Raw genomic sequence first — 22,003 nt, forward strand, 5'->3', positions numbered from 1 at the left:
CCTAAGGTCTCCGTCCAAGTTCTCTTGAGCGTGCACAGGCGTATTTCAGCCCGTCCATAATGATTGCTTGTACCTTTTTCTCCTTGAAAAAGCTTATTGCTTTTTCTGTTGTTCCATTTGGCGTCATGACGTTTTCACAAATTTTTGCTGGCGACTCTTTATACGACTCCAGAAGCGCTGAGGATCCTCGCAGAGTTTGCGCAACCATGGAATAAGCGTCAGGTTTGTCGAAACCTGCCATCAAAGCGTACTCAATAAGAGCTTGTGCAAAGTAAGCAACGTAGGCGGGACCTCCGCCTACCAACGCTGTTGCATCGTCTATGAGCTTTTCCTCTTCCACGATGAGAAAACTACCGAGTTTCGAGAATAGTTCGTTAACGACTCGCTTGTTTTTCTGCGTGGTTCGAGGTGCGTACATTAATACACTCATGCCTTCGTTGACGGCGCAAGGAAGATTTGGAATGGCTCGGCAGACTTGGGAGGTTTTTAGATGGCCTACGAGATCAGATAGATTGATTCCTGCCATGACTGAAACTGTTATTCCGGCATGATGCTTAATCTGCGAATTGATTTTTGCGAATTTTATAAATGCTTGGGGTGGGATGGCCAGAATCATGATTTTCGAAGCTGAATGCTCTGGTAAGCTGTTTATTACATGGATGCCCGCATCTTCCATTTCTTTGTCGTGGACATGATCAAGGTCAATAGCTGCTATCGATATGTTTGGAGATGATTGTATTAAACCAGTAGCGATTGCATACCCCATATGGCCCGCCCCAATAATTGAAATGTCTTTTGCGATGGTCATAATTAATTTCCTATTGGCTTTCGCTTACAGCCTCGTACTAAATGTGGTTATTTTCAAAGCAATCACGTCCCAAAGACATGTAGTACATTTCTTGTGGTGTTGGGTCATGAGCGTGTTTAGATTGAGTGGTTTGAATTGTTCGTGATGCTTGTAATGTGTTTAGACGCTTCTTCAGAATTATCTGAAGGAAGTTGTATATGCTTATACCCCTCAGTTAAAGCTCTCCTGTCTGTGTGGTTTTCGAATCACTGTGCCATTGCCCGAATATTTTTTCTGCGCTATACCCGCAACCTCTATTTCATGCGATCTTCCCGTCATTCGCCCTGGAGTCGCCTGGATGCCCTCATTTATCGCTGATCACCCGATGTTCTGCGCCGTGGCGCTGATCTTTATCGACATCGCCGTGTGGCGCCTGATCTCTGCCGACCTGGCCAATTGGAAGCTGGCTGCGCGGTTGGCGATTTTTGCCGTGTTCAGTGCCGTGTTGTTCAACGACGGCATGAACCCCATGCAACTTGCGCCCTATGCCGACAGTACCGCCTTGCACCTGGCCGCCACGGCCTTGCAGATCGGCTGGTGGCTGTTTGCGGCGCGCACGCTGACGGTGTTGCTGGGCGCGGTGATGATGCAGCGGGTGGGTCACACCGGGCGATTGTTGCAGGACCTGATGGGCGCGGTGATTTTCCTCATCGCGATCATCGCCGCCATGGCCTACGTGCTCGACCTGCCGGTCAAGGGAGTGCTGGCCACCTCCGGTGCGGTGGCGATCATCGTCGGCCTGGCGTTGCAAAGTACCCTGAGCGATGTGTTTTCCGGGATCGTGCTCAACACCACCAAGCCTTATCAGATCGACGACTGGATCTCCATCGACGGTACCGAAGGGCGGGTCACCGACATCGACTGGCGTGCCACGCGCCTGCAAACCTCCCAGGGCAGCCTGGCGGTGATTCCCAACTCCCTGGCGGCCAAGGCCAAGATCATCAACTTCTCACGCCCGGCGGATATGTTCGGCCTGGCGGTCAGCCTGCAGGTCAGCCCCCATGCGCGCCCGCAAACCGTGATCGAGGCGCTGGAGCGTGCGATGCAGGGGTGTCGGCCACTGTTGGCCAAGCCGGCGCCGAGCGTGGCGTTCAAGACCTCTGCCAGTGGCGGCGTGGAGTATGAAATCAGCGGCTTCGTGCCAGCCATGGCCCTCAAGCGCGAGGTGCGCAACCAGCTCTATGACCTGGCGTTCCGGCACCTGCAAGCGGCGGGCGTGGCTGTGCTGTCCGCCACCGAAAGCAGCGCGCCGCCGGCCATGTCCGCCGCGCGGGCGTTGCTGGAGCGTTCATCGATTTTCTCCACCCTGCGCCAGGAAGAGAAAGACACCTTCAGCCAGAACATGACCCTGCACACCTACCGCGCCGGCGAGATGATCCTGCCGGCGGGGGAGGTCAGTGATCATTTGTTTATCGTCGAGTCCGGCGTGGTCTCGGTGATGTTGACCAAGGGCGGCCATGTATTCGAAGCCGGGCGCATGGGGCCGGGAGAAGTGATTGGCGAGGCCGGGATCCTGTCCGACCAGGCCGTGCTGGCGGACTTTTCCGCCAAGACGTTCTGCACGCTGTACCGCATCGAGAACGAATACCTGAAACCGTGCCTGGACGCGCGCCGCGACATTAGCGAGGCGATGAAGGCACTCTTGGAATTCCGCCTGCATGCCGCCCAGGTCCTGACCCAGGACGCGCCGGTGGTGCCGGTGAAGAAGGGCTTTTTGCAGTGGCTGCGCAAGCGCGGTCTATGAGAGGCGAGGGCCTGGAAGTGCTGTACTCGAGGTCGAATGATCGCCAATGTGGGTTTTCTTGACTGTCTCTGACCACGTGAGGGCTCGACCTTGATTCGACTCACCGACTACATCGCCAACCTTGCTCAATCCCCCCTGGCCCCGTGGGCCGGCCTGGCGCCCTGGGCCCTGGTCGCCCAGGCGCCGGCCGTTGTTCGCCAGATGCTCGCCGAACTGCCGGTCGACGAGTACAGCGTGAAGGACGAAGTCGCCATCCACCGTACCGCCATCGTCGAACCCGGTGCCTTGCTCAAGCCGCCCCTGATCATCGGCGCCCATTGCTTTATCGCCAGCGGCTCGCTGCTGCGCGGTGGTTGCTGGGTGGATGAGTACTGCATCATCGGCCCCGGCGCCGAACTGAAAACCACCTTCATGTTCAGTGGCAGCAAGCTGGCCCACTTCAACTTTGTCGGTGATTCAGTGCTGGGCCATGGGGTCAACCTCGAAGCGGGAAGTATCGTCGCCAACTACCGCAACGAGCGGGACGACAAGGAAGTGCTGGTACGGGTTGACGGGGTATTGCAGCGCAGCGGCTGCGACAAGTTTGGCGCGTTGCTGGGGGATCAATGCCGGGTTGGCGCTAATGCGGTATTGGCGCCGGGGGCGGTTCTGGCACCTGCCAGCGTCGTGGGACGCGGACAGGTGTTTGATGCAGAGAACGGCTAGAAGTCGGCGATAAATTGCACGCCGCCGACCACTGCGCCCGTGGTTTGCGTAAGCCCGCCGGGGTATTTCACGTATTGCAGGTTAGGCCGCACCATCAGCCATTTCGTCGCCTGCACGCCATAGTTGATCTCGTAGCTGTACTCGCGGCGCTGCTCGGGCACGTACAGCGGGTCATCGATGTCGGTCACGCCATTGGCGCCGTTGAGCATCTGCGTATTGCGGGTATAGCGGTCGCTGACCTGCAACTTCGATGCGCCGAGGCCGAAGGTGTCGTCCGGGCGTGAATCGAAGGGGCCACGGTAGATCAGGCCGACCTGGATCAGGTGCTTGATCACGCTTTTGTCCGGGTCATTCACCGTCAGGTTCGCGAACACGTTGAGCCCGCGCCTGGCGTTGCCGTCGACCGTGGTTAATTGCTGCTGGCCCGACAGCCACCAGCCGCTGTTGCTGGAATACATCCGGTAGGGCTTTCGTGAGCTGGCGGCGTAGTTGCCGTCGGCGTCCTTGAGCATGTCCTTGGTGTCGGCGTTGGCGTAGTAGTAACCGGCGTGGTACTCGGAATTCAGCCCGGCGAGCTGGCCTTTCCAGATGGCCTCGATGGGGAAGCTGGTGCCCTGGGAACCGCTGATAAACGGCTTGAAACCATTGCTGGCTTCGGCGTTGCCGGGGTTCTTGTCGTAGGCGCCGACCTGCATGGCGAACTCATCGGTGAACTGGTACTTGGCCCGCACCGCCCACTGGCTGATCGGAAAGCTGTTCCACACGCCGTTCCAGTTGCCCTCCTGGGAACCGCACAGGGTGACGTTCTGGAACTCGCAGGGGAACTGGTCGAAGTCTTCGCCATGGCCGAAGCGCCCCAGTTTCAGGGCAAACTTGCGCTCGAAGAACTTCTGCTCGTACCAGAACTGCGAGAGCCGCCAGGCATTGCCGCCGCCGAAGACTTCCATGGTGGAGGTCAGGCCGGTGGCGTTGGGCTGGTGCACGCGGTCGTTGGTGATGTCCTTGCCATGGCGCTCACCGATGCCGATGCGAAAGGTCGCATCCTGCCAACCGAGGAGTTTTTGCAGGTCCATGTTGACGCCCAGGATCAACTGGTCGCTCCAGCGCGCGGTGGTGTGCGAGTTGTAGCCGCCGCTGAGGTTGGCACCGACTTCGCCGACATACTTGAGGGTGAAGTCGTAGCCTTGTTCGGCCAGTTGCGGGCGCAGGCCGTTCCAATCGCCGAGCATGGCCGGGGAGTTGGGGTCGAGCAGGCCCGCACTGAAGGCACAGGTGGACATGGCGCTGCAGAGCAGGGCCAGGGGGAGGGTGGTGCGCATGGAAGTACTCCTGGAATTGTTGTTTTTATTAGGTACAACACAAACTTCAGGCACACAGAGATCCCTTGTGGGAGAGGGCTTGCCCCGATGGCGGTGTATCAGTCACTAATGTACCGACTGACACTGCGCTATCGGGGTAAGCCCCCTCCCACAGTGGAAGTGTGGTGTTTGTTAGGGCGCGGGGTTACTGCAGGTTTACGTAGAGGCCGCCATCGACGAGCAACGACGCACCGGTCACATAGCGCGCCATGTCCGAGGCGAGGAACACGATCGGCCCGGCCACATCGTCCGGCTCGCCCAGGCGGCCCAGGGGCGTGCGCGAGGTCATGTAGGCGAGTTTTTCTTCGTCGGCCAGGTCTTCCTTGTTGATGTCGGTGGCGATGGTGCCCGGCAGCACCGAGTTGCAGCGGATCCCATACGGGCCCAAGGCAATCGCGCAGGATTGCATCAACGAATGCAGGCCGGCCTTGGTCGGCGTGTAGTGGGTTTGCATGCCGCCGCCCACCAGCGCACTTATGGAACTGACGGCGATGATCGCGCCGCCACGGCCCTGGTTTTTCATCTGGTTGGCCGCCGCCTGCACGGCGAAGTAGGCGCCGTTGAGGTTGGTGTTGACGGTTTTCAGGTAGACCTCGCGGGGCATGTCGAGGAACGAGTGGAAGGGGCAGATGCCGGCATTGTTGACGAACACGTCGACGCTGCCGAAGGCCTGCACTGCGCCGGCCACCAGCGTGTCGCCGGTGTCCGGGTTGGCCGCATCGCCGCCCACTTCGATGGCGTGGCCGCCAAAGGCCTTGATCTCTTCGATCAATGAATGCGCAGCCTCGGTGCCTTGGCCGCTGCCGCTGTGGCCGATCACCACGCGGGCACCCTGGCGGGCACACTCACGGGCGGCGGCGCGGCCGATGCCACGGGAGGCGCCGGTGATGATCACGGTTTTGTCTGCAAGCAACATAAAAATACTCCTAGAAAATCAAGCGGCGTCAGCCGAGGTAATTGCCGTAGCCGACCATGGCGATAGCGCCGAGGATCACCGCAATGCCCGCCACCAGCACGCCCTTGTTGGCCGCGCTGGTGCCGTGCCATTCGCGGAAATACAGGCCCCAGCAGTTGGACACGATGATGATGAATGACATGTGCAGCACCCAGGAACTGGCGTCGTTCTGCAGGCGGCTTTCGCCCATGCCGTAGAAAAAGAACTGCAGGAACCACAGCGTGCCGGCAATGGCCACCAACAGGTAGTTGCCCAGCAGCGGGGTGCTGCGGTCGGTGTAGTTATGGAAGGTGCGGTTGCGCCAGTTCAGCCACAGGCACCAGATGCCGTTGGTGGTCAGGCCGCCCCACATGATCACCATGAAGGTCACGTTGTTCTGGAACAGGCTGTTGGCGCCATGTTCCACCGCTGCCGCCGCCAGTGGGCGACCGGCGGAAATGCCGTAGCTGAAACAGGCACTCAGCACGCCGGAAATCACCGCCACCAGCATGCCCTTGCCCAGGGCGAATTCGCTGACGCTGGCGAACTTCACCGCTGCGGACACTTCCCGTTCCTTGATCAGCCCGGCCTTGCCGCACACCGCGATGCCGATCAGCGATACCGCCACGCCCCAGAGCACCCAATGCCCGCCTTGTGAGGCCAGCATCGAGGTCAGGGTACCTTCGGTGTCCTGGGTGAACAGGTCGCGGTACAGCGCCGGCATCAAGGCGCCGAGGGCCGAGGTGAGGCCCATGATCAGCGACATGCCCAAGGACAGGCCCAGGTAACGCATGGTCAGGCCGAAGGTCAGGCCGCCGATGCCCCACAACACACCGAACAGGTAGGTCCAGAGCAGGGTGCCGGTGTCGGCATTGCGCAGGATTTCCACCCAGCCTGGCACCGTCAGTTGGGCGGCGATCAGCGGCACGATCAGCCAGGACACCAGGCCGCCGGTGATCCAGTAGCTTTCCCAGGCCCAGCCGCGCACCTTCTTGTAGGGGATGTAGAAACTGCCGGAAGCGAAGCCGCCGATAAAGTGCAGAATCACACCGAGGAGAATGATTTCCACGTGGTCGAATCCTTTTTATTGTTGTTGTGGGTCGGTTAATTCAAGGGCGGCTCAGCTGGAACATCGGCAGCAGGTCGACACTGACCGGCGAGCCGTCTCCATGGCTGGGCATGATGTCCTGCATATGGCGCCACCAGCGTTGCATCAGTGCGGTGCGGGGCAGTTCATCCAGGCCGTGGGCGTCTTCGTGGGTGAGCACGGCGAACAGCGCATTGGCCGGCTCATCGAGGAAAATCCGGTAATCCACCACGCCCGCGTCGAGCAGGGCTTGGGCCAGTTCCGGCCAGATCTCGTCGTGACGCCGACGATATTCATCGGCCTGGCCCGGATTGAGGTGCATGCGAAAAGCGCGGGTCTGCATCACAGCGCTCCATGGGGGGGCGTAGGCGAGTAGATACGCACGGCGTTATGCAGGAAAAACTTGGCCTGCACGGTTTCAGGTTTGTCGGCCATGCAGCGTTTGACGAGCCCCAGGGTGGTGGCGAAATCCGCCAGGTGATCGCTGTTGGGCCAGTCGCTGCCGAAGAAGCAGCGCTCTTCGCCAAAGGCCTCCCACAGCACGGCCAGGCGGTCGTGGTAGAACGCAGTGTCGGTGATCAAGCCCAGCGCCCCGACCTGGGGAATTTCCGCCAGCTTGGCGAACACATTCGGGCGCTCGGCCAAGCGCAGCAGGTCGGCGTGGTACGCCGCCTCCTCACCCAGGGGTACCTGGGCGTTGGGCAGGTGGTCGACGATGATGCGCAGCTGCGGCAATGCCTCGCTCAGCTGCAGCAGGCCCTTGAGCAGGCGCGGGTTCGGGTTGGCGCTGTCCAGGCTGCGGCCGGTGGCGGCGAGTTGGCGCAGGCCGTCGATAAACCCCGGGCGGGTCTGGTCGTGCAGCAGGTCGCGGTCCCACAGGTTGCCGTAGCGCAGGCCGAGGAACAGCGGCTCATCCGCCACGGCCTCGAGGTCGGTGGCGAAGTCGGCGTGCAGCGGGTCCAGGTTGCCGACAAAACCGAGCATGCGCGGCTCGCGGCGTAGGGTGTGCAGCAGCCAGCGGTTGTCGTCGCGCCACGGGCTGGCTTCCACGGCAATTGCGCCGATCACATTGTGTGGGCCGGCCAGGGCCCAGTAGTCGGCAGGTAAATGGGCGGCGTACAGCCGATTGCCCGGCTCGGGCCACGGGATGCCCTGAGGGCGACGTGGGTCGAACAGGTGCAGGTGGCTGTCGATGATGGGGCCGCTATAAGGCGTCAGGGGCATCGCGCAATCCTTGTGGGATTTTGTCAGGAAAGGCCCGCACGCTACCGCGCGCCGACCCGTTTCACCACCTCAGCTCTGCAGGTACACCGCATGGGTATGGGTGTACTCGTAGAGGCCGTGCTTACCGTCGGCGCCGCCGATCCCGGATTTGCGCACGCCGGCATGGAAGCCTTGCATGGCTTCGAAGTTTTCGCGGTTGACGTAGGTTTCGCCGAAGTCGATCTCGCGCACCGCGTGCATGGCCTTGCCGAGGTCGCGGGTGTAGATCGACGAGGTCAGGCCGTAGTCGCAGTCATTGGCCAGGGCGATGGCTTCGTCGAGGTCGTCGACAATCTGGATCGGCAGCACCGGGCCGAAGATCTCTTCGCGCATGATCTCCATATCGGCCCGGCACCCGGCCAATACCGTCGGCTGGAAGTGAAAGCCGGCACCCAGGTCGGCGATCTGCCCGCCGCTGACCAACGTGGCGCCCTGGCTCAGGGCGGTGCGCACTTTGCGGTTGACGCTGTCCAGGCCCTGGCGATTGATCAACGGACCCATTTCCGCATCGGCCATGGCCAGCGGATCGCCGTAGCGGGTCGCGGACATGGCCGCGCTGATACGCTCGATGAATGGGTCGGCAACCTTGCGCTCCACGTACACGCGCTCGGCGCAGTTGCACACCTGGCCGGTGTTGATGATGCGCGAATCACGGATGGCTTTGACCGCCAGGTCCAGGTCGGCATCTGCCAGCACGATGGCCGGCGCCTTGCCGCCCAGCTCCAGGTTGAGCTTGGTGATGTTCGGCGCGGCGGCGGCCATGATGCGTGAACCGGTGGCGACGCTGCCGGTGAAGCTGATCATGTCCACGCCCTTGTGGGCAGTCAGAGCACCGCCGACCTGGCCATCGCCGCACACCACATTGAACACGCCGGCGGGCAAGTCGGTCTGGGCCACCAGTTTGGCGAATTCAAAGCAGTTGTTCGGGGTTTCTTCGCTGGGCTTGATCACGATGGTGTTGCCGGTGAGCAGCGCCGGGGCCAGCTTGCGGGCGATCAGGAAGAACGGGAAGTTCCACGGCAGGATCCCGGCCACCACGCCCAACGGTTTGCGGAACAGGAAGATGTTTTCGTTGGGGCGGTCGCTGGTGATGATCTCGCCTTCGATGCGCCGCGCCCATTCGGCCATGTAGTCGAGGTAGTCGGCGGTGAAGTTCACTTCGACCTCGGCCAGGCCGCTGACCTTGCCTTGCTCCAGGGTAATGGTGCGGGCCAGGTGGGCGACGTTTTCCCGCAGCTTGGCGGCGATGCGGCGCAGGTGCCCGGCGCGTTCGATCGCGGGTTTGCGCGCCCAGTCTTTTTGCGCACTGCGGGCCGCGGCGAGGGCCTGGTCGACGTCGTCGGCGGTGGACGCCGGGACCTTGGACAACAAGACCCCGGTCGCCGGGTTGAGCACATCGATGTGCGCCTGGCTTGGGGTAAAGCGGCCGTTGATAAAGTTCTGGTACACGGGAACGGATGACATGGGCAGCTCCTCAGTAAGTGCGCGATGGCGCGTTCGTTTCAGCCGCAGGGCGGTAGCGGGCCAGGGTGGCCAGGGCGCTCTGGCGCAGCAGGCTGATGTCGATGGCCACCGCGATAAAGCGGCAACCCCAGGCCTGGTAGCGGCGTGCGTCGTCTTCGTTGGGCGCCAGGATGCCGCTGGCCTTGCCGGCGGCGAGGGTGGCCTCCACCGCATGCTTGATGCGCTCCTGCACTTCGGGGTGGCCGGGGTTGCCGGCGTGGCCGAGTCCGATGGACAGGTCGGCGGGGCCGATAAACACCGCATCCACGCCTTCCACGGCAGCAATCGCCGCGACGTTTTCCACGCCCAGGCGCGACTCCACTTGCACGATCAGGCACAGCTCTTCATGGGCGGTATTGAGGTAGTTGGCCACGCCATCCCAACGGGTGGCGCGGGTCAGGCCGCCACCGACGCCGCGAATGCCATGGGGCGGATAGCGCATGGCACGCACCAGGGCCTGGGCCTGTTCGGCGGTTTCCACCATGGGGATCATCAGGGTCTGGGCGCCGACGTCGAGCAGTTGCTTGATCAGGCTGGCGTCACTGTTGACCGCACGCACCACCGGTGCGGTGGCGTACGGGGCCACGGTCTGCAATTGGTTGAGCACGCTGGGCACGGTATTGGGCGCGTGTTCGCCGTCGATCAGCATCCAGTCGTAGCCGAGGCCGGCGACGATCTCGGCGGCGTAGCCGGTGGCAAAACCGGCCCAGATGCCATATTGGGTGGCGTCCTTGGCCAGGGCGGCCTTGAAACCATTACGGGGCATATTCATGGCGTTTTCCTCAGCGATTGTACGGACGGTGCAACTGGCAATCCGGGTTCAGGTCTACGCCGAAACCGGGCTTGTCGAGCACCGACAAGCGCATGCGGCCATTCACCGGGACCGGCTCGCCGAGCAGTTGCGGGTGGAACATCGGCACCACTTCATCGGCCTTGGGTGCCATCATCAGAAATTCGGCGAACGGGCTGTTATGGCGGGTGGCAACAAAGTGGTAGCTGTACACCGACGAGCCGTGGGGCACGACCATTGCGTTGTGGGCATCGGCCAGGGCGGAGATTTTCACCAGCTCGGTGAGGCCGCCGCACCAACCGACATCCGGCTGGATAATGTCGCAGCAGCCCATTTCCAGGAGCATGCGGAAGCCCCAGCGCGTGGCTTCATGTTCGCCGGTGGTCACCAACATGCCTTTTGGCACGTTGTTGCGCAGGGCGGCGTAGCCCCAGTAGTCGTCGGGAGACAGCGCTTCCTCGATCCACTTGAGCCCGTGTTCATGGGCGCCTATCGCCAGTTTGGTGGCGTAGTTCACATCCAGGCTCATCCAGCAATCGAGCATCAACCAGAACTCCGGGCCGACCCGTTCGCGCATGGTCGCCAGGGCTTCGAGGTTTTTGCGCAGGCCTTCTTCGCCTTCGCTGGGCCCGTGGTGCAGGGGCATCTTGCCGCCGATAAAACCCATCTTCTGCGCCAGGTCCGGGCGCGCGCCGGTGGCGTAGAACTGCAACTCGTCACGCACCGCGCCGCCGAGCAACTGGTGCACCGGCTCCTGGCGGATCTTGCCGAGCAGGTCCCACAGCGCGAGGTCAACCCCGGAAATGGTGTTGATCACCAAACCCTTGCGACCGTAGTAGAGGGTTGACTGGTACATCTGGTCCCAGATCTTCTCGAGGTCCGTGACACGTGCGCCTTCGATAAAGCGTGCCAGGTGTTTTTCGACGATATACGCCGCCGGTTCGCCGCCGGTAGTCACCGCAAAACCGACGGTGCCGTCGCTGGCTTCGATTTCCACCACCAGGGTGCCGAGCACGTTGATGCCGAAGCTGCGGCGGCTCTGGCGATACTCCGGGTATTTGCTCATGGGCGTGCAGATATGGTCGTCAATCCAATGGCCGTCGCCCTGGTCGTGGTAATCGGCGCCGCCGCCTCGCAGGACAAAGGCGCGCACGTGTTTGATGGTGAGATGACCCATGGTATGACTCCTGGAATTAAACAGTGGCCGGCGTGTTCGACGCGGTGCGGCCGGGTGAATGGATGCCCAGTACCAGCAATGCAGCGAGTACCGTGGTGGCGGACAGCAAGTACAAACCGGCCGCCGGGGAATCGAAGGCGCCTTCGGCCCACTGCTTGATCACAGGGGCGATAAAGCCGCCGAGGGCACCGAAGGAATTGATCAACGCAATGCCGGCTGCGGCGGCGCTGCCGGCAAGGTAGCTGGAGGGGAAGGTCCAGAACACCGGCTGCACCGCGATAAAACCCGAGGCGGCAAAGCACAGCGCGAGCATGCCCAGCAGTGGGTTGGCGAAGGTCACCGAGCAGGCGATGCCGGCGGCCGCCATCAATAACGTCAGGCAGGCGGTGCGGCGGCGTTCGCCGGTGCGGTCGGAATAACCGGGGATCCACCAGGCAGCGAACAGCGCGCAGACCCAGGGAACCGCCGAAACCAGCCCGACCATCAAGCCGACCTTGGTGCCGAGCAGGCCGCCCACCTGGGTGGGCAGGTAAAACACCACGCCATACACACTGGCCTGGATCAGCAGGTACACCAGGCACAGGTACAGCACCGAGGGTTGGCACAACACGGTCAGCAGGCTGCGGCCATGGGAGGTTTTGTGTTGGTCTTCCAGGTCGAGCAGGCTCTGGATTTGCTGGCGCTCGTCCACGCTCAGCCACTTGGCGTCGGCGGGGCGATTGTCCAGGTACCAGTAGGCCCAGATGCCTACCGCGCTGGCCATCAAACCTTCCACGGCGAACAGCCACTGCCAGCCGTGAATCCCACCGAAGCCATCCATCTCCAAGAGCAAACCGGACAATGGGCTGCCGAAGATAAAGGCCAGGGGCGCGCCAAAGTAAAAGAAGCCCATGGCCTTGCCGCGCACGGCCTGGGGGAACCAGTAGGTGAGGTACAGGATCACGCCGGGGAAGAACCCGGCTTCGGCCACGCCCAGCAGGAAGCGCAGTACGTAGAAGCTGGTTTCGTCATGGGCGAACACCATCGCCGCCGAAATCAGGCCCCAACTGACCATGATCCGGCACATCCACAGACGGGCGCCGACACGGTGCAGGATCAGGTTGCTCGGCACTTCCAGCAGCGCGTAGCCGACGAAAAACACACCAGCGCCAAAGGCAAAGGCGGCAGCGCTCAAACCGGTGTCGGCCTGGAAGGCTTGCTTGGCGAACCCGACGTTGGCGCGGTCGAGAAACGCCATGATGTACATCAACAGCAGGAAGGGCAGCAGCCGCCAGGAAATCTTGGCGAGCAGGTGCGCGGGCAGGGTTTTCATGAGGAGGTCCGTTGTTTTGTTCTTATGGACCGGACTGTACGGCGGCCGAGCAATGCGCTACAAATCGAATCTCGCTTACAACCGATAACCTCAGGGTATCGATAATAAGGAAAAAAATGCGTAGTTCCACGATCTCCCCCAGCCTGTTCAACCGCCTGCGCTACAAGCACTTGCATATGCTGGTGGCGCTGAGTTCCAGCCAGAACCTGCACCGCGCCTCCCAGGCCCTGAACATGTCGCAACCGGCGGCCACGCGCATGCTGCGCGAGATCGAGGACATGTTCGGCTGTGACCTGTTCGAGCGCCTGCCACGGGGGATGCGTCCTACGGCACTCGGCCAGCAACTGATCAATTTTGCCGAATCGGCACTGAGCGGTCTCGACCGTTGCGCCGAAGACCTGATGGCGCGCCAGCAGGGCGGGTATGGCTACTTGTCTATCGGCACCATCATGGGCGCCGCGCCGGACCTGGTGATGGACTGCATTGCGCAGATCAAGGCGCTCAACCCGCAACTGCGTATCCGCATCATGGGCGACACCAGCGACCAGGTGATCCAACTGCTGGAGCAGGGGCGCATCGACCTGGCCATCTCCCGGCGCAACGCCGCCACCGACAGCGAGCACTACAGCTTCGAACCCCTGGGCAACGAGCGTCTGCTGGTGGTGGTGCACGCCGGCCACCCATTGGTCCGACGCGGTCTGCTATCCCTGGCAGAGCTGGTGCGCGACTGGCCGTGGATCCTGCAACCGCAAACCAGCCCGGCGCGTATCGGTTTCGACCAGGCCCTGCAAGACCTGGCGCTGCCAAGCCCGGCGGATATCATCGAATGCAGCTCGGTGTACTCCATGCAGCAGTTGATCCAACTGACCGACGCGGTGATGGTGCTGTCGGAAAGTGCCTTGCGTGATTATCTGAAAATGGGCCTGGTGGTCGCGCTGCCGGTGGCCCTGGACGTGCGGCTGGCGCCGTTTGGCATCTTGTTGCGCAAGGGCGAGGGGGTGAGCCGCGAATTGGGCTTGTTTATTGACCTGCTGCGGCAGAAGGCGGCGATGCTGTAAACGCGAAGTTGAAAAGATCATGGTGTCCCGGCACGATATTAAATAGAATGAATCTCATTTGAGACTCAATCGCGCCGTGCAGGTTGTTGCCATGAATGATGCTGTTGTCCCCACGCACGCTCCTGAACTGACGCTATCGAGCTTGTACCGTGACCATCGCAGTTGGCTGGAAAGCTGGCTGCGGCGACGCCTGGGCAATGCCTGGGATGCGGCCGACCTGAGCCAGGATACGTTCCTGCGGGTGCTTGCCAGTGCGCAGCCGATTGCGCAGATGCAGGAACCCCGGGCGTACCTGGTGACAGTGGGCAAGCGCCTGCTGGTGAATTTCCATCAGCGCCGCAGCCTCGAACAGGCGTATCTGAATGCCCTGGCTACCTTGCCCGACACCTGTGTGCCGTCGCCCGAACAGCGCTGGCTGGTGCTGGAAACCCTGCAAGCCCTGGATGAATTGCTCGACGGCTTGCCCGTGCTGGTGCGCCGTGCGTTTCTATGGAGCCAGCTGGAAGGCCTGGGTTACCGCGAGATTGCCGAGCGCCTTGACGTGTCCGAACGTACGGTGAAGCGCTACATGGCCCAGGCCTACGAGCATTGCCTGCTGGTGGAGCTGTGAGCCGCGACGTCGCGCGCGCCGCCGCCCAGTGGCTGGCGCTGCTCGAATCCGGCGCGGCCACCGAGCGTGATCACGCCGCCTTGCAGCACTGGCGCGACAGCCATCCCCAGCATGAACAGACCTGGCAAAGAGCCCAAACCCTGCGCCAGCGTTTCAGCGATTTGCCCCAGGCGCTCGCCATGGCCAGCCTCGACCGCCCGCAACCGGGGCGACGTGCCGTGCTCAAGCGCGCCCTGGGGGTGGCGGCGCTGGTGCCGGCGGCCTGGCTGATCAGCCGCCAGTTGCCCATCGAAGCCTGGCGTGCCGATTTGCACACCGCTACCGGCGAACGCAAACGCCTGCCGTTGGCCGAAGGGGGCAGCCTGCAACTCAATACCGCTACAGCCGTAGACGTGGACCTGGCACAACGGCGCATCACCCTGGTCGACGGTGAGCTGGCGCTGAACGTTCCGGGTAAGGCGGCGATGACGGTGCAAACCCGCTACGGCCAATTGCTCGTCAGCCAGGCCGAGGTGTGCGTGCGGCAACTGCCTTCCGGCTGCCTGGTGTCGGTGCTCAAGGGCGCGGTGCAGGTGCGTGATTTGCGCGCAAACCTGGCGACATTGCAGGGGGGCCAGCAAGCGCCGTTGAAAGCCGCCGGGCTTGGCGCCTCAGTGCCCTTCGATGTGCTGCAATTAGGCTGGCGCGACGGCGTGTTGACCGCACAGAACCAGTTGCTGGGGGATTTTCTGCGCGAGCTGGAACGCTATCGTCCGGGCGTATTGCGTTGGGATCCCAGCCTGGAAACGCTGCGGGTGACCGGCAGTTTTCGCCTGGATGACACCGACCGCATCCTCAGCCTGCTGGCCTCGACCCTGGGGTTGGAGATGCAATCTCGGACCCGTTATTGGGTGAGCCTGCGCAAGGCGGCATGATGCGGGTTTGTGGCCAGCCTGCGTGCTGTGGTGAGCGGGCTTATTGTGGTGAGCGGGCTTGCTGTGGTGAGCGGGCTTGCTGTGGTGAGCGGGCTTGCCCCGCGCTGGGCTGCGAAGCAGCCCCAATCAGGATGCCTGTGTTCTGTCAGGTAAACCGCAGCGCCTGGTTTTGGGTCTGCTGCGCAGCCCAACGCGGGGCAAGCCTGCTCACCACAGGTTACGAGTAGTCCTCAGATCACGTGGGGTGTGGAGGTGCACTCTCGAATGGGTTATTGGGTGAGCCTGCGCAAGCTTATTGTGGTGAGTGGGCTTGCCACAGGTTAGGAGTAGTCCTCAGATCACGTGGGCACGCTGCAACTCGGTCAAGGCCAGCGCCTTGAGCCGGGCCAGCAGCGGGTCACGCCGATCCCTCGGATGCGGCAGGTCGACCGTCAGCTCCTGGCGAATGCTGCTGGGCCGGTTGTCCATCACCAGTACCCGGTCACTCAGGTACAGCGCTTCGTCCACATCATGGGTCACCAGCAACAGGGCGATGGCGTGGTGCGCGGCCAGTTGCAGCAGCAAGTCCTGGAGCTTCATGCGGGTGAAGGCATCCACCGCACTGAACGGTTCATCCAGCAACAGCACCTGCGGACGTGAATACAGGCCGCGTGCGATCGCCACCCGCTGTGCCATGCCGCCGGACAATGCCTTGGGCAGCGCCTGGGCGAAGCCCTTGAGGCCGACTTCCTCGATCAATTGTGTGACCCAGGCCCTGTCGTAGCGGTTGTCATCGCTGAAACCAATGTTCTGCTCCACCGTGAGCCAGGGCATCAGGCGCGGTTCCTGGAACACGAACGCCACGTTGCCGTCAGGGCTGCGCAGTTCGCCCTGGAAGTCCTTTTCCAACCCGGCGACGATCCGCAGCAGGGTACTTTTGCCACAGCCGCTGGGGCCCAGCAGGCTGACCGCTTCGCGCGGCTGCAAGGCCAGGCGTACATCTTTCAATACGGTGGTGCTGGCAAAGCTTTTACGCTCCACCCGAATGTCCAATAACGGCTGCGTACTCATTGTTCCGCTCCTTGGCCGGTGAAGGTGTCGCGCCAGGCCAGGCAGCGTTTCTCCAACGCCGCCAGCAGGCCGTCGCTGACCTTGCCCAGTAGCGCCAATACGATAATGGCGGCCAGCACGATGTCGGGCCGAGAGGTTTCCCGCCCATCGCTGAGCAGGTAACCCAGGCCCTTGGTCGCCGCGATCAGTTCGGCCGCCACGAGGAACATCCACGCCAGGCTCAAGCCACTGCGCAACCCGGTAAACAGGCCGGGCAGGGCGGCGGGCAGCAGGATCCGGCGCACCAGGCGGCGGCGACTGAACCCGTACATTTGCCCGACTTCCACCAGCTTGCGATCAATATCGCGAATCGCCGCGACGCCATTGAGGTACACCGGGAAAAACGCGCCAATGGCGATCAGCACAATCTTCGAGGTTTCATCGATGCCCAGCCAAAGCAGCAGCAAGGGCACCCAGGCCAGGCTCGGGATCGAACGCAGGCCGGCGAAGGTCGGTTCCAGATAGGCTTCGGCTTCACGGCTCAAACCGACCCAGGCGGCGAACACCAGGGCCAGGCCGGCGCCGATGGCAAAGCCCAGCAGCACGCGGGCGAGGCTGGCGCTGATGTGTTTCCACAAGGCGCCCTCGGCCAGGTCGGTGAGGGTCACGGCGATCTCGCTGGGCGCCGGCATCTGGTAGGACGGCAGCCAGCCCACCCGCACGACCCCTTCCAGGATCATCAGGATCAGCACCGGCAAGACCAGGCCTTTGAACCGTCGTGGCCAGGCGCTGCGCTGGCTGACTGCGGGGGCCGGAAGGGGCAATGCCTGGCTTTTGCTGGTCATCGCGCGCCCCTTATTGCTTCGACAGGGTTTGGCCAAACGAAGGGTCGATCAGTTGATCGATCACCTGGTCCACATTCACCCCACGACGCACCAATTCCTCGGACACCAGGATCGGCGCCGCCGCCTTCGACGACTGCACATCCTTGGCGCTCAACAACGGCGTGCTCAGATCGGTACGCGACAATTGCAGCTTGGCCACTTCCAGCGGCAGGCCGGATTCATCCGCCAGCAACCTGGCGAATTCATCGGGGTGCTTCACCGCCCAATCCCGGGCTTTTTCATACGCCCCGAGCACCTTGGTGATGGTCTGTGGGTGCGCCTTGGCGAACTGCTCGGTGACGCTCACCACGCCGTAGCTGTTGAAGTCCTTGTTGCGGTACAGCAGGCGCGAACCGGCCTGGATTTCACTCGCGGCCATGTGCGGGTCGAGGCCGGCCCAGGCGTCCACGTCACCTTTTTCCAGGGCGGTGCGACCGTCGGGATGTTGCAGGTGCACCAGCTCCACGTCGTCTTTTTTCAGCCCGGCCTGTTGCAGGCTGCGCAGGGTGAACAGGTACGGATCGGTGCCTTTGGTGGCGGCGATTTTCTTGCCCTTCAGGTCGCTGACGCTGTTGAGTGGTGAGTCCTTGCGCACCACCAGGGCGGTCCACTCGGCGCGGCTGTAGACGTACACCGATTTGATCGGGCTGCCATTGGCGCGGCTCAACACGGCGGACAAGCTGGCGGACGAAGCGAAATCCACGCCGCCGCTGTTGAGGTATTCCAGGGAGCGGTTGCTGCCCTGGCTGAGTACCCAGCCGACCTTGCTGTGGGGCAGGGCCTGTTCCAGCCAGCCGAAGTGCTTGAGCACCAGGCTGACCGGCGAGTAGTAGGCGTAGTCGAGGTTGACTTCGGCGGGATCGGTTTCGGCGGCATATGCCTGCGCCTGCAGGCTCAGGACGAGGGCGCAGGCGCCGAGTACACGCTGGGTGAAGGGTTTCATGGAACAGCTCCGGACAAGGCGTTGAGAGAAGGCTTTTCTTATATTCAGAAAACTGATTCGGCATGTTCCATCATGCTTTCCAGGAATATGCAGTCTCTATGCCAAGGCCAGCGCTCCCCCGCGTAGATAACGTCTTAACCGTAAATATCGCCTTATCCACATCCGTAGCAGCTGCCGAGCGCAAGCGAGGCTGCGTCAGGCGCGCTGCCGATTCAGGCTCGAGTCGCGGCCGACGCAGCCTCGCCGGGGCTCGGCAGCTGCTACCAGGGGAGCAAATTGTTGATCAGATGTTGGTAAGGCAACAGTGTTCATATGCGTTTATGGAATAAATAAAGAGTTATATATTCCTTTTAATATTCTGCGTGATAGCGCACTTTGAGGGCCTGCGCATTCGTGCGGATTGACCCAACAGCCAAAAGGAAAGCCGACATGACTATTAAAGCGATCAACGTGCGCAACCAGTTCAAGGGCGTGATCAAGGAAATCCTGCTGGGGGAGGTGGTGTCCGAAATCGACGTGCAAACCGCGTCCGGCATCGTCACCTCGGTGATCACCACCCGCTCGGTGCGTGACCTGGAATTGAAGGTAGGCAGCGAAGTGATTGCCTTCGTGAAGTCCACCGAAGTGTCCATCGCCAAGCTGTGAAGCCCACCGGATGTGGGAGCGCTGCTCCCACATTCATAAAGTCTGCCTCAGCGCTGCTGCAGCGCACGCTCCATACGTTGCAGACCCTCTTCCAGCAAAGCCCGTGGGCAGCCGAAGTTCAGGCGCACGAACTGCTGGCTGTCGTCACCGAATTCGATCCCCGCACTCAGCCCGACCTTGACCTGCTCCAGGAAGAACTGCTGTGGGTCGTCCAGGCCCAGGGCGCTGCAGTCCAGCCAGGCGAGGAAGGTGCCTTGCGGCGCATGCATCACCACGCCGGGCAAGCGGGTTTGCACGGCGTCGAGCAGGTAATCGCGGTTGGCTTGCAGGTAGTGCTTCAGCGCGTCGAGCCATTCACCGCACTGGCTGTAGGCGGCGCGGGTGGCTTCCAGGCCCAGGGGGCTGACGCTGTCGACCATGCCGCAGCGGGCCTGGTTGAAGCGCTCGCGGATCCCGGCGTTCTGGATCACCGCAAAGCAGGTCTTCAGGCCGGCCACGTTGTAGGCCTTGCTCGCCGACATCAGCGTGATGGTGCGCTGGGCAATCTCAGGGCTAAGGCTGGCGGTGGGGATGTGGCGGCGGCCGTCGAAGCACAGTTCGGCGTGGATTTCGTCGCTGATGATCAGCGCGCCGTTTTCCAGGCAGGCAGTGGCCAGGGCCAGCAGTTCTTCGCGGGGGAAGACCTTGCCGATGGGGTTGTGCGGGTTGCTCAGCAGCAGTGCGCCGGCGCCGGTCAGGGCCTTGCGCAGGGCGGGCATGGGGGTGATGTATTCGGCGTTGTTCAACTCGAACGGTACTTCGATGCGCGGCAGGTTCCAGTGGCCGGGCGCCAGGCGAATCGGCCGGTAGTTGGGGGTTTGCAGCACCACCGGCTGGCCCGGTTGGACGAAGGCGTGCAGCGCCATATTGAAGCCAGGCTCAACGCCAGGCAGGAACAGCAGGTCGTCGGGCTGCACGCGCCAGGCGTACTTGGCCCACAGGTCGGCCACGATGGCCTCGCGTACATCCGGGCCGGCCACGCTGTAGCCGAGAATCTGCTGGTCGAGGCGCGCGTGCAGGGCTTGCAGCACGGCGGGCGGCGCGGCGATGTCCATGTCGGCGATCCACATCGGCAACACATCGGCGGGGTAGCGATTCCATTTGGTGCTGCCAGTGCCGAGGCGGGGGTGGATCGTATCGAAATCAAAGCTCATGAAGGGGCTCGTGTCAGGGGGGGGGGGCAGGCGGGAATGGCGATGATTCTAACGGGATAAAATCCAGATGCCAGCCCCGTCTTTACAGGCCCTGGCTGCCCCGAATCAAGTCATACGCCTTGCGCGCAATGGGGTTCGCCGTATTCGGCCGAATCCACAGGTAATACGTGACCTCCGGCAACCTCGGCAACCCATCCGTTTCGCCCAGCACGCGCATGTCCGGGCCGAGCATTTCCATGCTGCGCGGCGTCACCCCCAGGCCCGCGCGAGTGGCCGCTTTAATCCCGATCAGGTTCGACGCCAGGTACGCCTGGCGCCAGGGAATGTTCGCCCGTTCCAGCGCCTCCAGCGCGTAGCGCCGGTAGATGCTCGGCTCATCCACCAGGATCAGCGGCAGCGGCTCGCTCGGCTGGTGGATGTACTGCGCCGAACAGATCCACCACACCGGCGACGTACGCAGCGCAAAGCCTTCCAGGTTCGGGTCGGCGCGGGTGGAGATCACCATGTCCACCTTGCCCCGGTGCAGGTCGTCCATCAGGAACGGACTGCGGCCCACGTCGATCTCCAGGCGCAGGCGCGGCGCCGAGCGGGCAATATGGCTGAGGATCGGCGGCAGGATGGTGTCGGCAATATCGTGGGGCGAGCCGATGCGCAGCACACCGCTCAGGCTGCTCTCGCGCAGGGAATTCAATGCATCGTCATTCAGCGCGAGCATCTGCCGCGCATGACGCAGCAGTTGCAGGCCGGGCTCGGTCAGTTGTTTTTGCCGGCCGCGCTTCTCGAACAGGCTGACCCCCACTTGCTGCTCCAGGCGCTGCATATGCTGGGTCACGGACGACTGGGTGCGCGCCAGGTGCGTGCCGGCTTCGGCGAAACTGTGGTGGTCGACCACGGCGATAAAGGTGCGCAGGAGTTCAAGGTCGAGGGTCGACATGGCCATTTCCAGGGGCGGTTTTATATCAAGGACGTGAAGTTAAACATTACAGATATTTATGCTTTTCTGAAGATTATTTTTTCGTGGTCCAATAAATAAAGGGTTATGCCAAAAACGAAGGCGGGGCAGATACGGCAAGTTATAACGATATGAGATATTTGCATTTCCGTTGCCCGCGCACTCTCCCTAGCATGCCCCTCCATCAGGTCGGGGTACGCCGATCATTCGCCAGGGGGAAGTCCAATGATGTTCAAGAAATGGTTGCCGGTGGCCCTGGGGTCGATGATCGCCCTGGGCGGAAGTGTGGCGGCGCAGGCCGATGCGACCCTGGACAAGATCGAGCAGCGCCATGTGCTGGTGGTGGGCGTGTTGTTGTCCGGCGGGCCGTTTGGCAGCATCGATCCGGCGACGCAACAGCCCAAGGGCTTGAACGTCGACCTGGCCAATGAGCTGGGCCGTCAACTCAAGGCCGAGGTGCAGCTGGTGCCGGTATTGCCAGCCAATCGCGTGCAGTTCCTGCAACAGGGCAAGGTCGACCTGCTCATCGCCAATATGGAATGGACCGCCGAACGCGGTGAAATCCTCGGCTTCGTGCCGACGCCGTTCTACCGCGTCGGCGGTGCGGCTGCGGTGCTCAAAGACAGCCAGTTCTCCCGCTGGGAAGACCTCAAGGACCAACCCGTGTGCACCTCCCAGGGCAGCAGCTACGTCAAGCCGCTGACCGAGTTCGGCGCGCAGCTCAAGGCGTTCAAGAGCTCGTCCGAATCGCTGCTGGCCCTGCGGGGCAACAACTGCGTCGCGGCGGTGCACGACTCTACCCTGATCAACCCATTGATCAACGACAGTGCCGAATGGAAGGACTACCGCGTCCTTGGTCCGGAGCTCAACCCGGCACCGTCGGTGATCTGGACCCGTCGTGGCGAAGGCGACACCCAGGCCAGGCTCGATCCGATCGTCAAGGAACTACACCGCAGCGGCTGGCTGATCGAGGCCCAGACCCGCAACCGCATCAGTCCGGCATCACCGGCCCTGGTGGAGTTGCAGAAACAGTTCAAGGGTGCTTGAGCCGGCAA

General features: G+C 62.3%; 22 protein-coding genes. 7 read left to right on the top strand and 15 right to left on the bottom strand.

Translation table 11 applies throughout. The features are described from left to right. Position 1: 1 nt before the first annotated feature. The gene (gene proC, locus F6S08_RS16165; RefSeq protein WP_315871892.1) at positions 2 to 808 is read right to left on the bottom strand and encodes a pyrroline-5-carboxylate reductase; all 807 of its coding nucleotides are present in this window, start codon (positions 806 to 808) and stop codon (positions 2 to 4) included. Positions 809 to 1,145: 337 nt separating this feature from the next. Here proC and F6S08_RS16170 point away from each other — a divergent pair, with 337 nt between their 5' ends. Both F6S08_RS16170 and F6S08_RS16175 read left to right on the top strand, forming a co-directional pair. Continuing rightward, positions 1,146 to 2,591: a mechanosensitive ion channel domain-containing protein gene (locus F6S08_RS16170; RefSeq protein ID WP_315871893.1), complete on the top strand. Its 1,446-nt coding sequence runs from the start codon at positions 1,146 to 1,148 to the stop codon at positions 2,589 to 2,591. A gap of 90 nt (positions 2,592 to 2,681) precedes the next feature. Continuing rightward, positions 2,682 to 3,296, top strand: a complete 615-nt coding sequence (locus tag F6S08_RS16175) for an LpxA family transferase (RefSeq protein WP_315871894.1) — start codon at positions 2,682 to 2,684, stop codon at positions 3,294 to 3,296. On the opposite strand, the gene F6S08_RS16180 is transcribed toward F6S08_RS16175, so the two are convergent. The 9 genes from F6S08_RS16180 to F6S08_RS16220 all read right to left on the bottom strand — a co-directional run bounded on the left by F6S08_RS16180 (position 3,293) and on the right by F6S08_RS16220 (position 12,720). Further along, positions 3,293 to 4,615, bottom strand: coding sequence for a carbohydrate porin (locus F6S08_RS16180; protein WP_315871895.1), 1,323 nt, complete (start codon positions 4,613 to 4,615; stop codon positions 3,293 to 3,295). The genes F6S08_RS16175 and F6S08_RS16180 overlap by 4 nt on opposite strands. Before the next feature lie 184 nt (positions 4,616 to 4,799). Further along, complete coding sequence (locus F6S08_RS16185; RefSeq protein WP_315871896.1) at positions 4,800 to 5,570, bottom strand: SDR family NAD(P)-dependent oxidoreductase; 771 nt, start codon at positions 5,568 to 5,570, stop codon at positions 4,800 to 4,802. A gap of 28 nt (positions 5,571 to 5,598) precedes the next feature. Continuing rightward, entirely contained in the window at positions 5,599 to 6,657 is a 1,059-nt protein-coding gene (gene rhaT, locus F6S08_RS16190) for an L-rhamnose/proton symporter RhaT (protein ID WP_090404933.1), read from the bottom strand. A 40-nt stretch (positions 6,658 to 6,697) separates the two neighbouring features. After that, the gene (gene rhaM / locus F6S08_RS16195) at positions 6,698 to 7,018 is read right to left on the bottom strand and encodes an L-rhamnose mutarotase (protein ID WP_175539084.1); all 321 of its coding nucleotides are present in this window, start codon (positions 7,016 to 7,018) and stop codon (positions 6,698 to 6,700) included. Continuing rightward, positions 7,018 to 7,899: an amidohydrolase family protein gene (locus F6S08_RS16200; protein WP_315871897.1), complete on the bottom strand. Its 882-nt coding sequence runs from the start codon at positions 7,897 to 7,899 to the stop codon at positions 7,018 to 7,020. Before F6S08_RS16200 ends, rhaM begins: the two co-directional genes overlap by 1 nt. Positions 7,900 to 7,968: 69 nt before the next feature. Then, the gene (gene aldA / locus F6S08_RS16205; RefSeq protein ID WP_315871898.1) at positions 7,969 to 9,402 is read right to left on the bottom strand and encodes an aldehyde dehydrogenase; all 1,434 of its coding nucleotides are present in this window, start codon (positions 9,400 to 9,402) and stop codon (positions 7,969 to 7,971) included. A gap of 10 nt (positions 9,403 to 9,412) precedes the next feature. Then, positions 9,413 to 10,213, bottom strand: coding sequence for an aldolase/citrate lyase family protein (locus F6S08_RS16210; RefSeq protein ID WP_092489220.1), 801 nt, complete (start codon positions 10,211 to 10,213; stop codon positions 9,413 to 9,415). 10 nt (positions 10,214 to 10,223) lie between these two features. After that, the gene (gene rhmD, locus F6S08_RS16215; RefSeq protein ID WP_092489219.1) at positions 10,224 to 11,408 is read right to left on the bottom strand and encodes an L-rhamnonate dehydratase; all 1,185 of its coding nucleotides are present in this window, start codon (positions 11,406 to 11,408) and stop codon (positions 10,224 to 10,226) included. A 16-nt stretch (positions 11,409 to 11,424) separates the two neighbouring features. Then, positions 11,425 to 12,720 (bottom strand): MFS transporter, encoded by a 1,296-nt coding sequence (locus F6S08_RS16220; RefSeq protein WP_315871899.1) that lies wholly within the window; start codon positions 12,718 to 12,720, stop codon positions 11,425 to 11,427. Positions 12,721 to 12,836: 116 nt separating this feature from the next. Between F6S08_RS16220 and F6S08_RS16225 the strand changes: the two genes are divergently transcribed. From F6S08_RS16225 to F6S08_RS16235, 3 genes are all read left to right on the top strand, one after another. After that, positions 12,837 to 13,778 (top strand): LysR family transcriptional regulator, encoded by a 942-nt coding sequence (locus tag F6S08_RS16225; RefSeq protein WP_092489217.1) that lies wholly within the window; start codon positions 12,837 to 12,839, stop codon positions 13,776 to 13,778. A gap of 91 nt (positions 13,779 to 13,869) precedes the next feature. After that, positions 13,870 to 14,388 carry a sigma-70 family RNA polymerase sigma factor gene (locus tag F6S08_RS16230; RefSeq protein WP_027607930.1) on the top strand — a complete coding sequence of 173 codons (519 nt, stop codon included), beginning with the start codon at positions 13,870 to 13,872 and terminating at the stop codon, positions 14,386 to 14,388. Then, entirely contained in the window at positions 14,385 to 15,302 is a 918-nt protein-coding gene (locus F6S08_RS16235) for a FecR domain-containing protein (RefSeq protein WP_065927774.1), read from the top strand. The genes F6S08_RS16230 and F6S08_RS16235 overlap by 4 nt, the downstream gene beginning before the upstream one ends. Before the next feature lie 333 nt (positions 15,303 to 15,635). Here the strand turns inward: F6S08_RS16235 and F6S08_RS16240 are convergent, their stop codons facing one another. From F6S08_RS16240 to F6S08_RS16250, 3 genes are read right to left on the bottom strand one after another with little or no spacing between them, the layout of a single operon-like run. Further along, positions 15,636 to 16,352 (bottom strand): ABC transporter ATP-binding protein, encoded by a 717-nt coding sequence (locus tag F6S08_RS16240; RefSeq protein ID WP_315871900.1) that lies wholly within the window; start codon positions 16,350 to 16,352, stop codon positions 15,636 to 15,638. Beyond that, a complete protein-coding gene (locus tag F6S08_RS16245; protein WP_065948672.1) occupies positions 16,349 to 17,176 on the bottom strand; it encodes an ABC transporter permease in 828 nt (275 codons plus the stop codon). Before F6S08_RS16245 ends, F6S08_RS16240 begins: the two co-directional genes overlap by 4 nt. A 10-nt stretch (positions 17,177 to 17,186) precedes the next feature. Next, on the bottom strand, positions 17,187 to 18,158 hold the full coding sequence (locus tag F6S08_RS16250) for an aliphatic sulfonate ABC transporter substrate-binding protein (protein ID WP_065927771.1): 972 nt from the start codon (positions 18,156 to 18,158) through the stop codon (positions 17,187 to 17,189). Between the two features lie 429 nt (positions 18,159 to 18,587). Here F6S08_RS16250 and F6S08_RS16255 point away from each other — a divergent pair, with 429 nt between their 5' ends. Then, a complete protein-coding gene (locus F6S08_RS16255) occupies positions 18,588 to 18,803 on the top strand; it encodes a molybdopterin-binding protein (RefSeq protein WP_003173733.1) in 216 nt (71 codons plus the stop codon). A 47-nt stretch (positions 18,804 to 18,850) separates the two neighbouring features. Here F6S08_RS16255 and F6S08_RS16260 read toward each other — a convergent pair whose 3' ends face one another. Next, positions 18,851 to 19,996: a PatB family C-S lyase gene (locus F6S08_RS16260; RefSeq protein ID WP_315871901.1), complete on the bottom strand. Its 1,146-nt coding sequence runs from the start codon at positions 19,994 to 19,996 to the stop codon at positions 18,851 to 18,853. A gap of 82 nt (positions 19,997 to 20,078) precedes the next feature. After that, the gene (locus F6S08_RS16265; RefSeq protein ID WP_370671275.1) at positions 20,079 to 20,930 is read right to left on the bottom strand and encodes a LysR substrate-binding domain-containing protein; all 852 of its coding nucleotides are present in this window, start codon (positions 20,928 to 20,930) and stop codon (positions 20,079 to 20,081) included. A 243-nt stretch (positions 20,931 to 21,173) separates the two neighbouring features. On the opposite strand from F6S08_RS16265, the gene F6S08_RS16270 reads away from it, so the two are divergent. Continuing rightward, positions 21,174 to 21,995, top strand: coding sequence for a transporter substrate-binding domain-containing protein (locus tag F6S08_RS16270; RefSeq protein WP_137213062.1), 822 nt, complete (start codon positions 21,174 to 21,176; stop codon positions 21,993 to 21,995). Positions 21,996 to 22,003 lie beyond the last annotated feature (8 nt).

Origin of the sequence: Pseudomonas sp. JV449 (assembly GCF_032424295.1) — a bacterium.
Classification (GTDB): Bacteria; Pseudomonadota; Gammaproteobacteria; order Pseudomonadales; family Pseudomonadaceae; genus Aquipseudomonas; species Aquipseudomonas marginalis.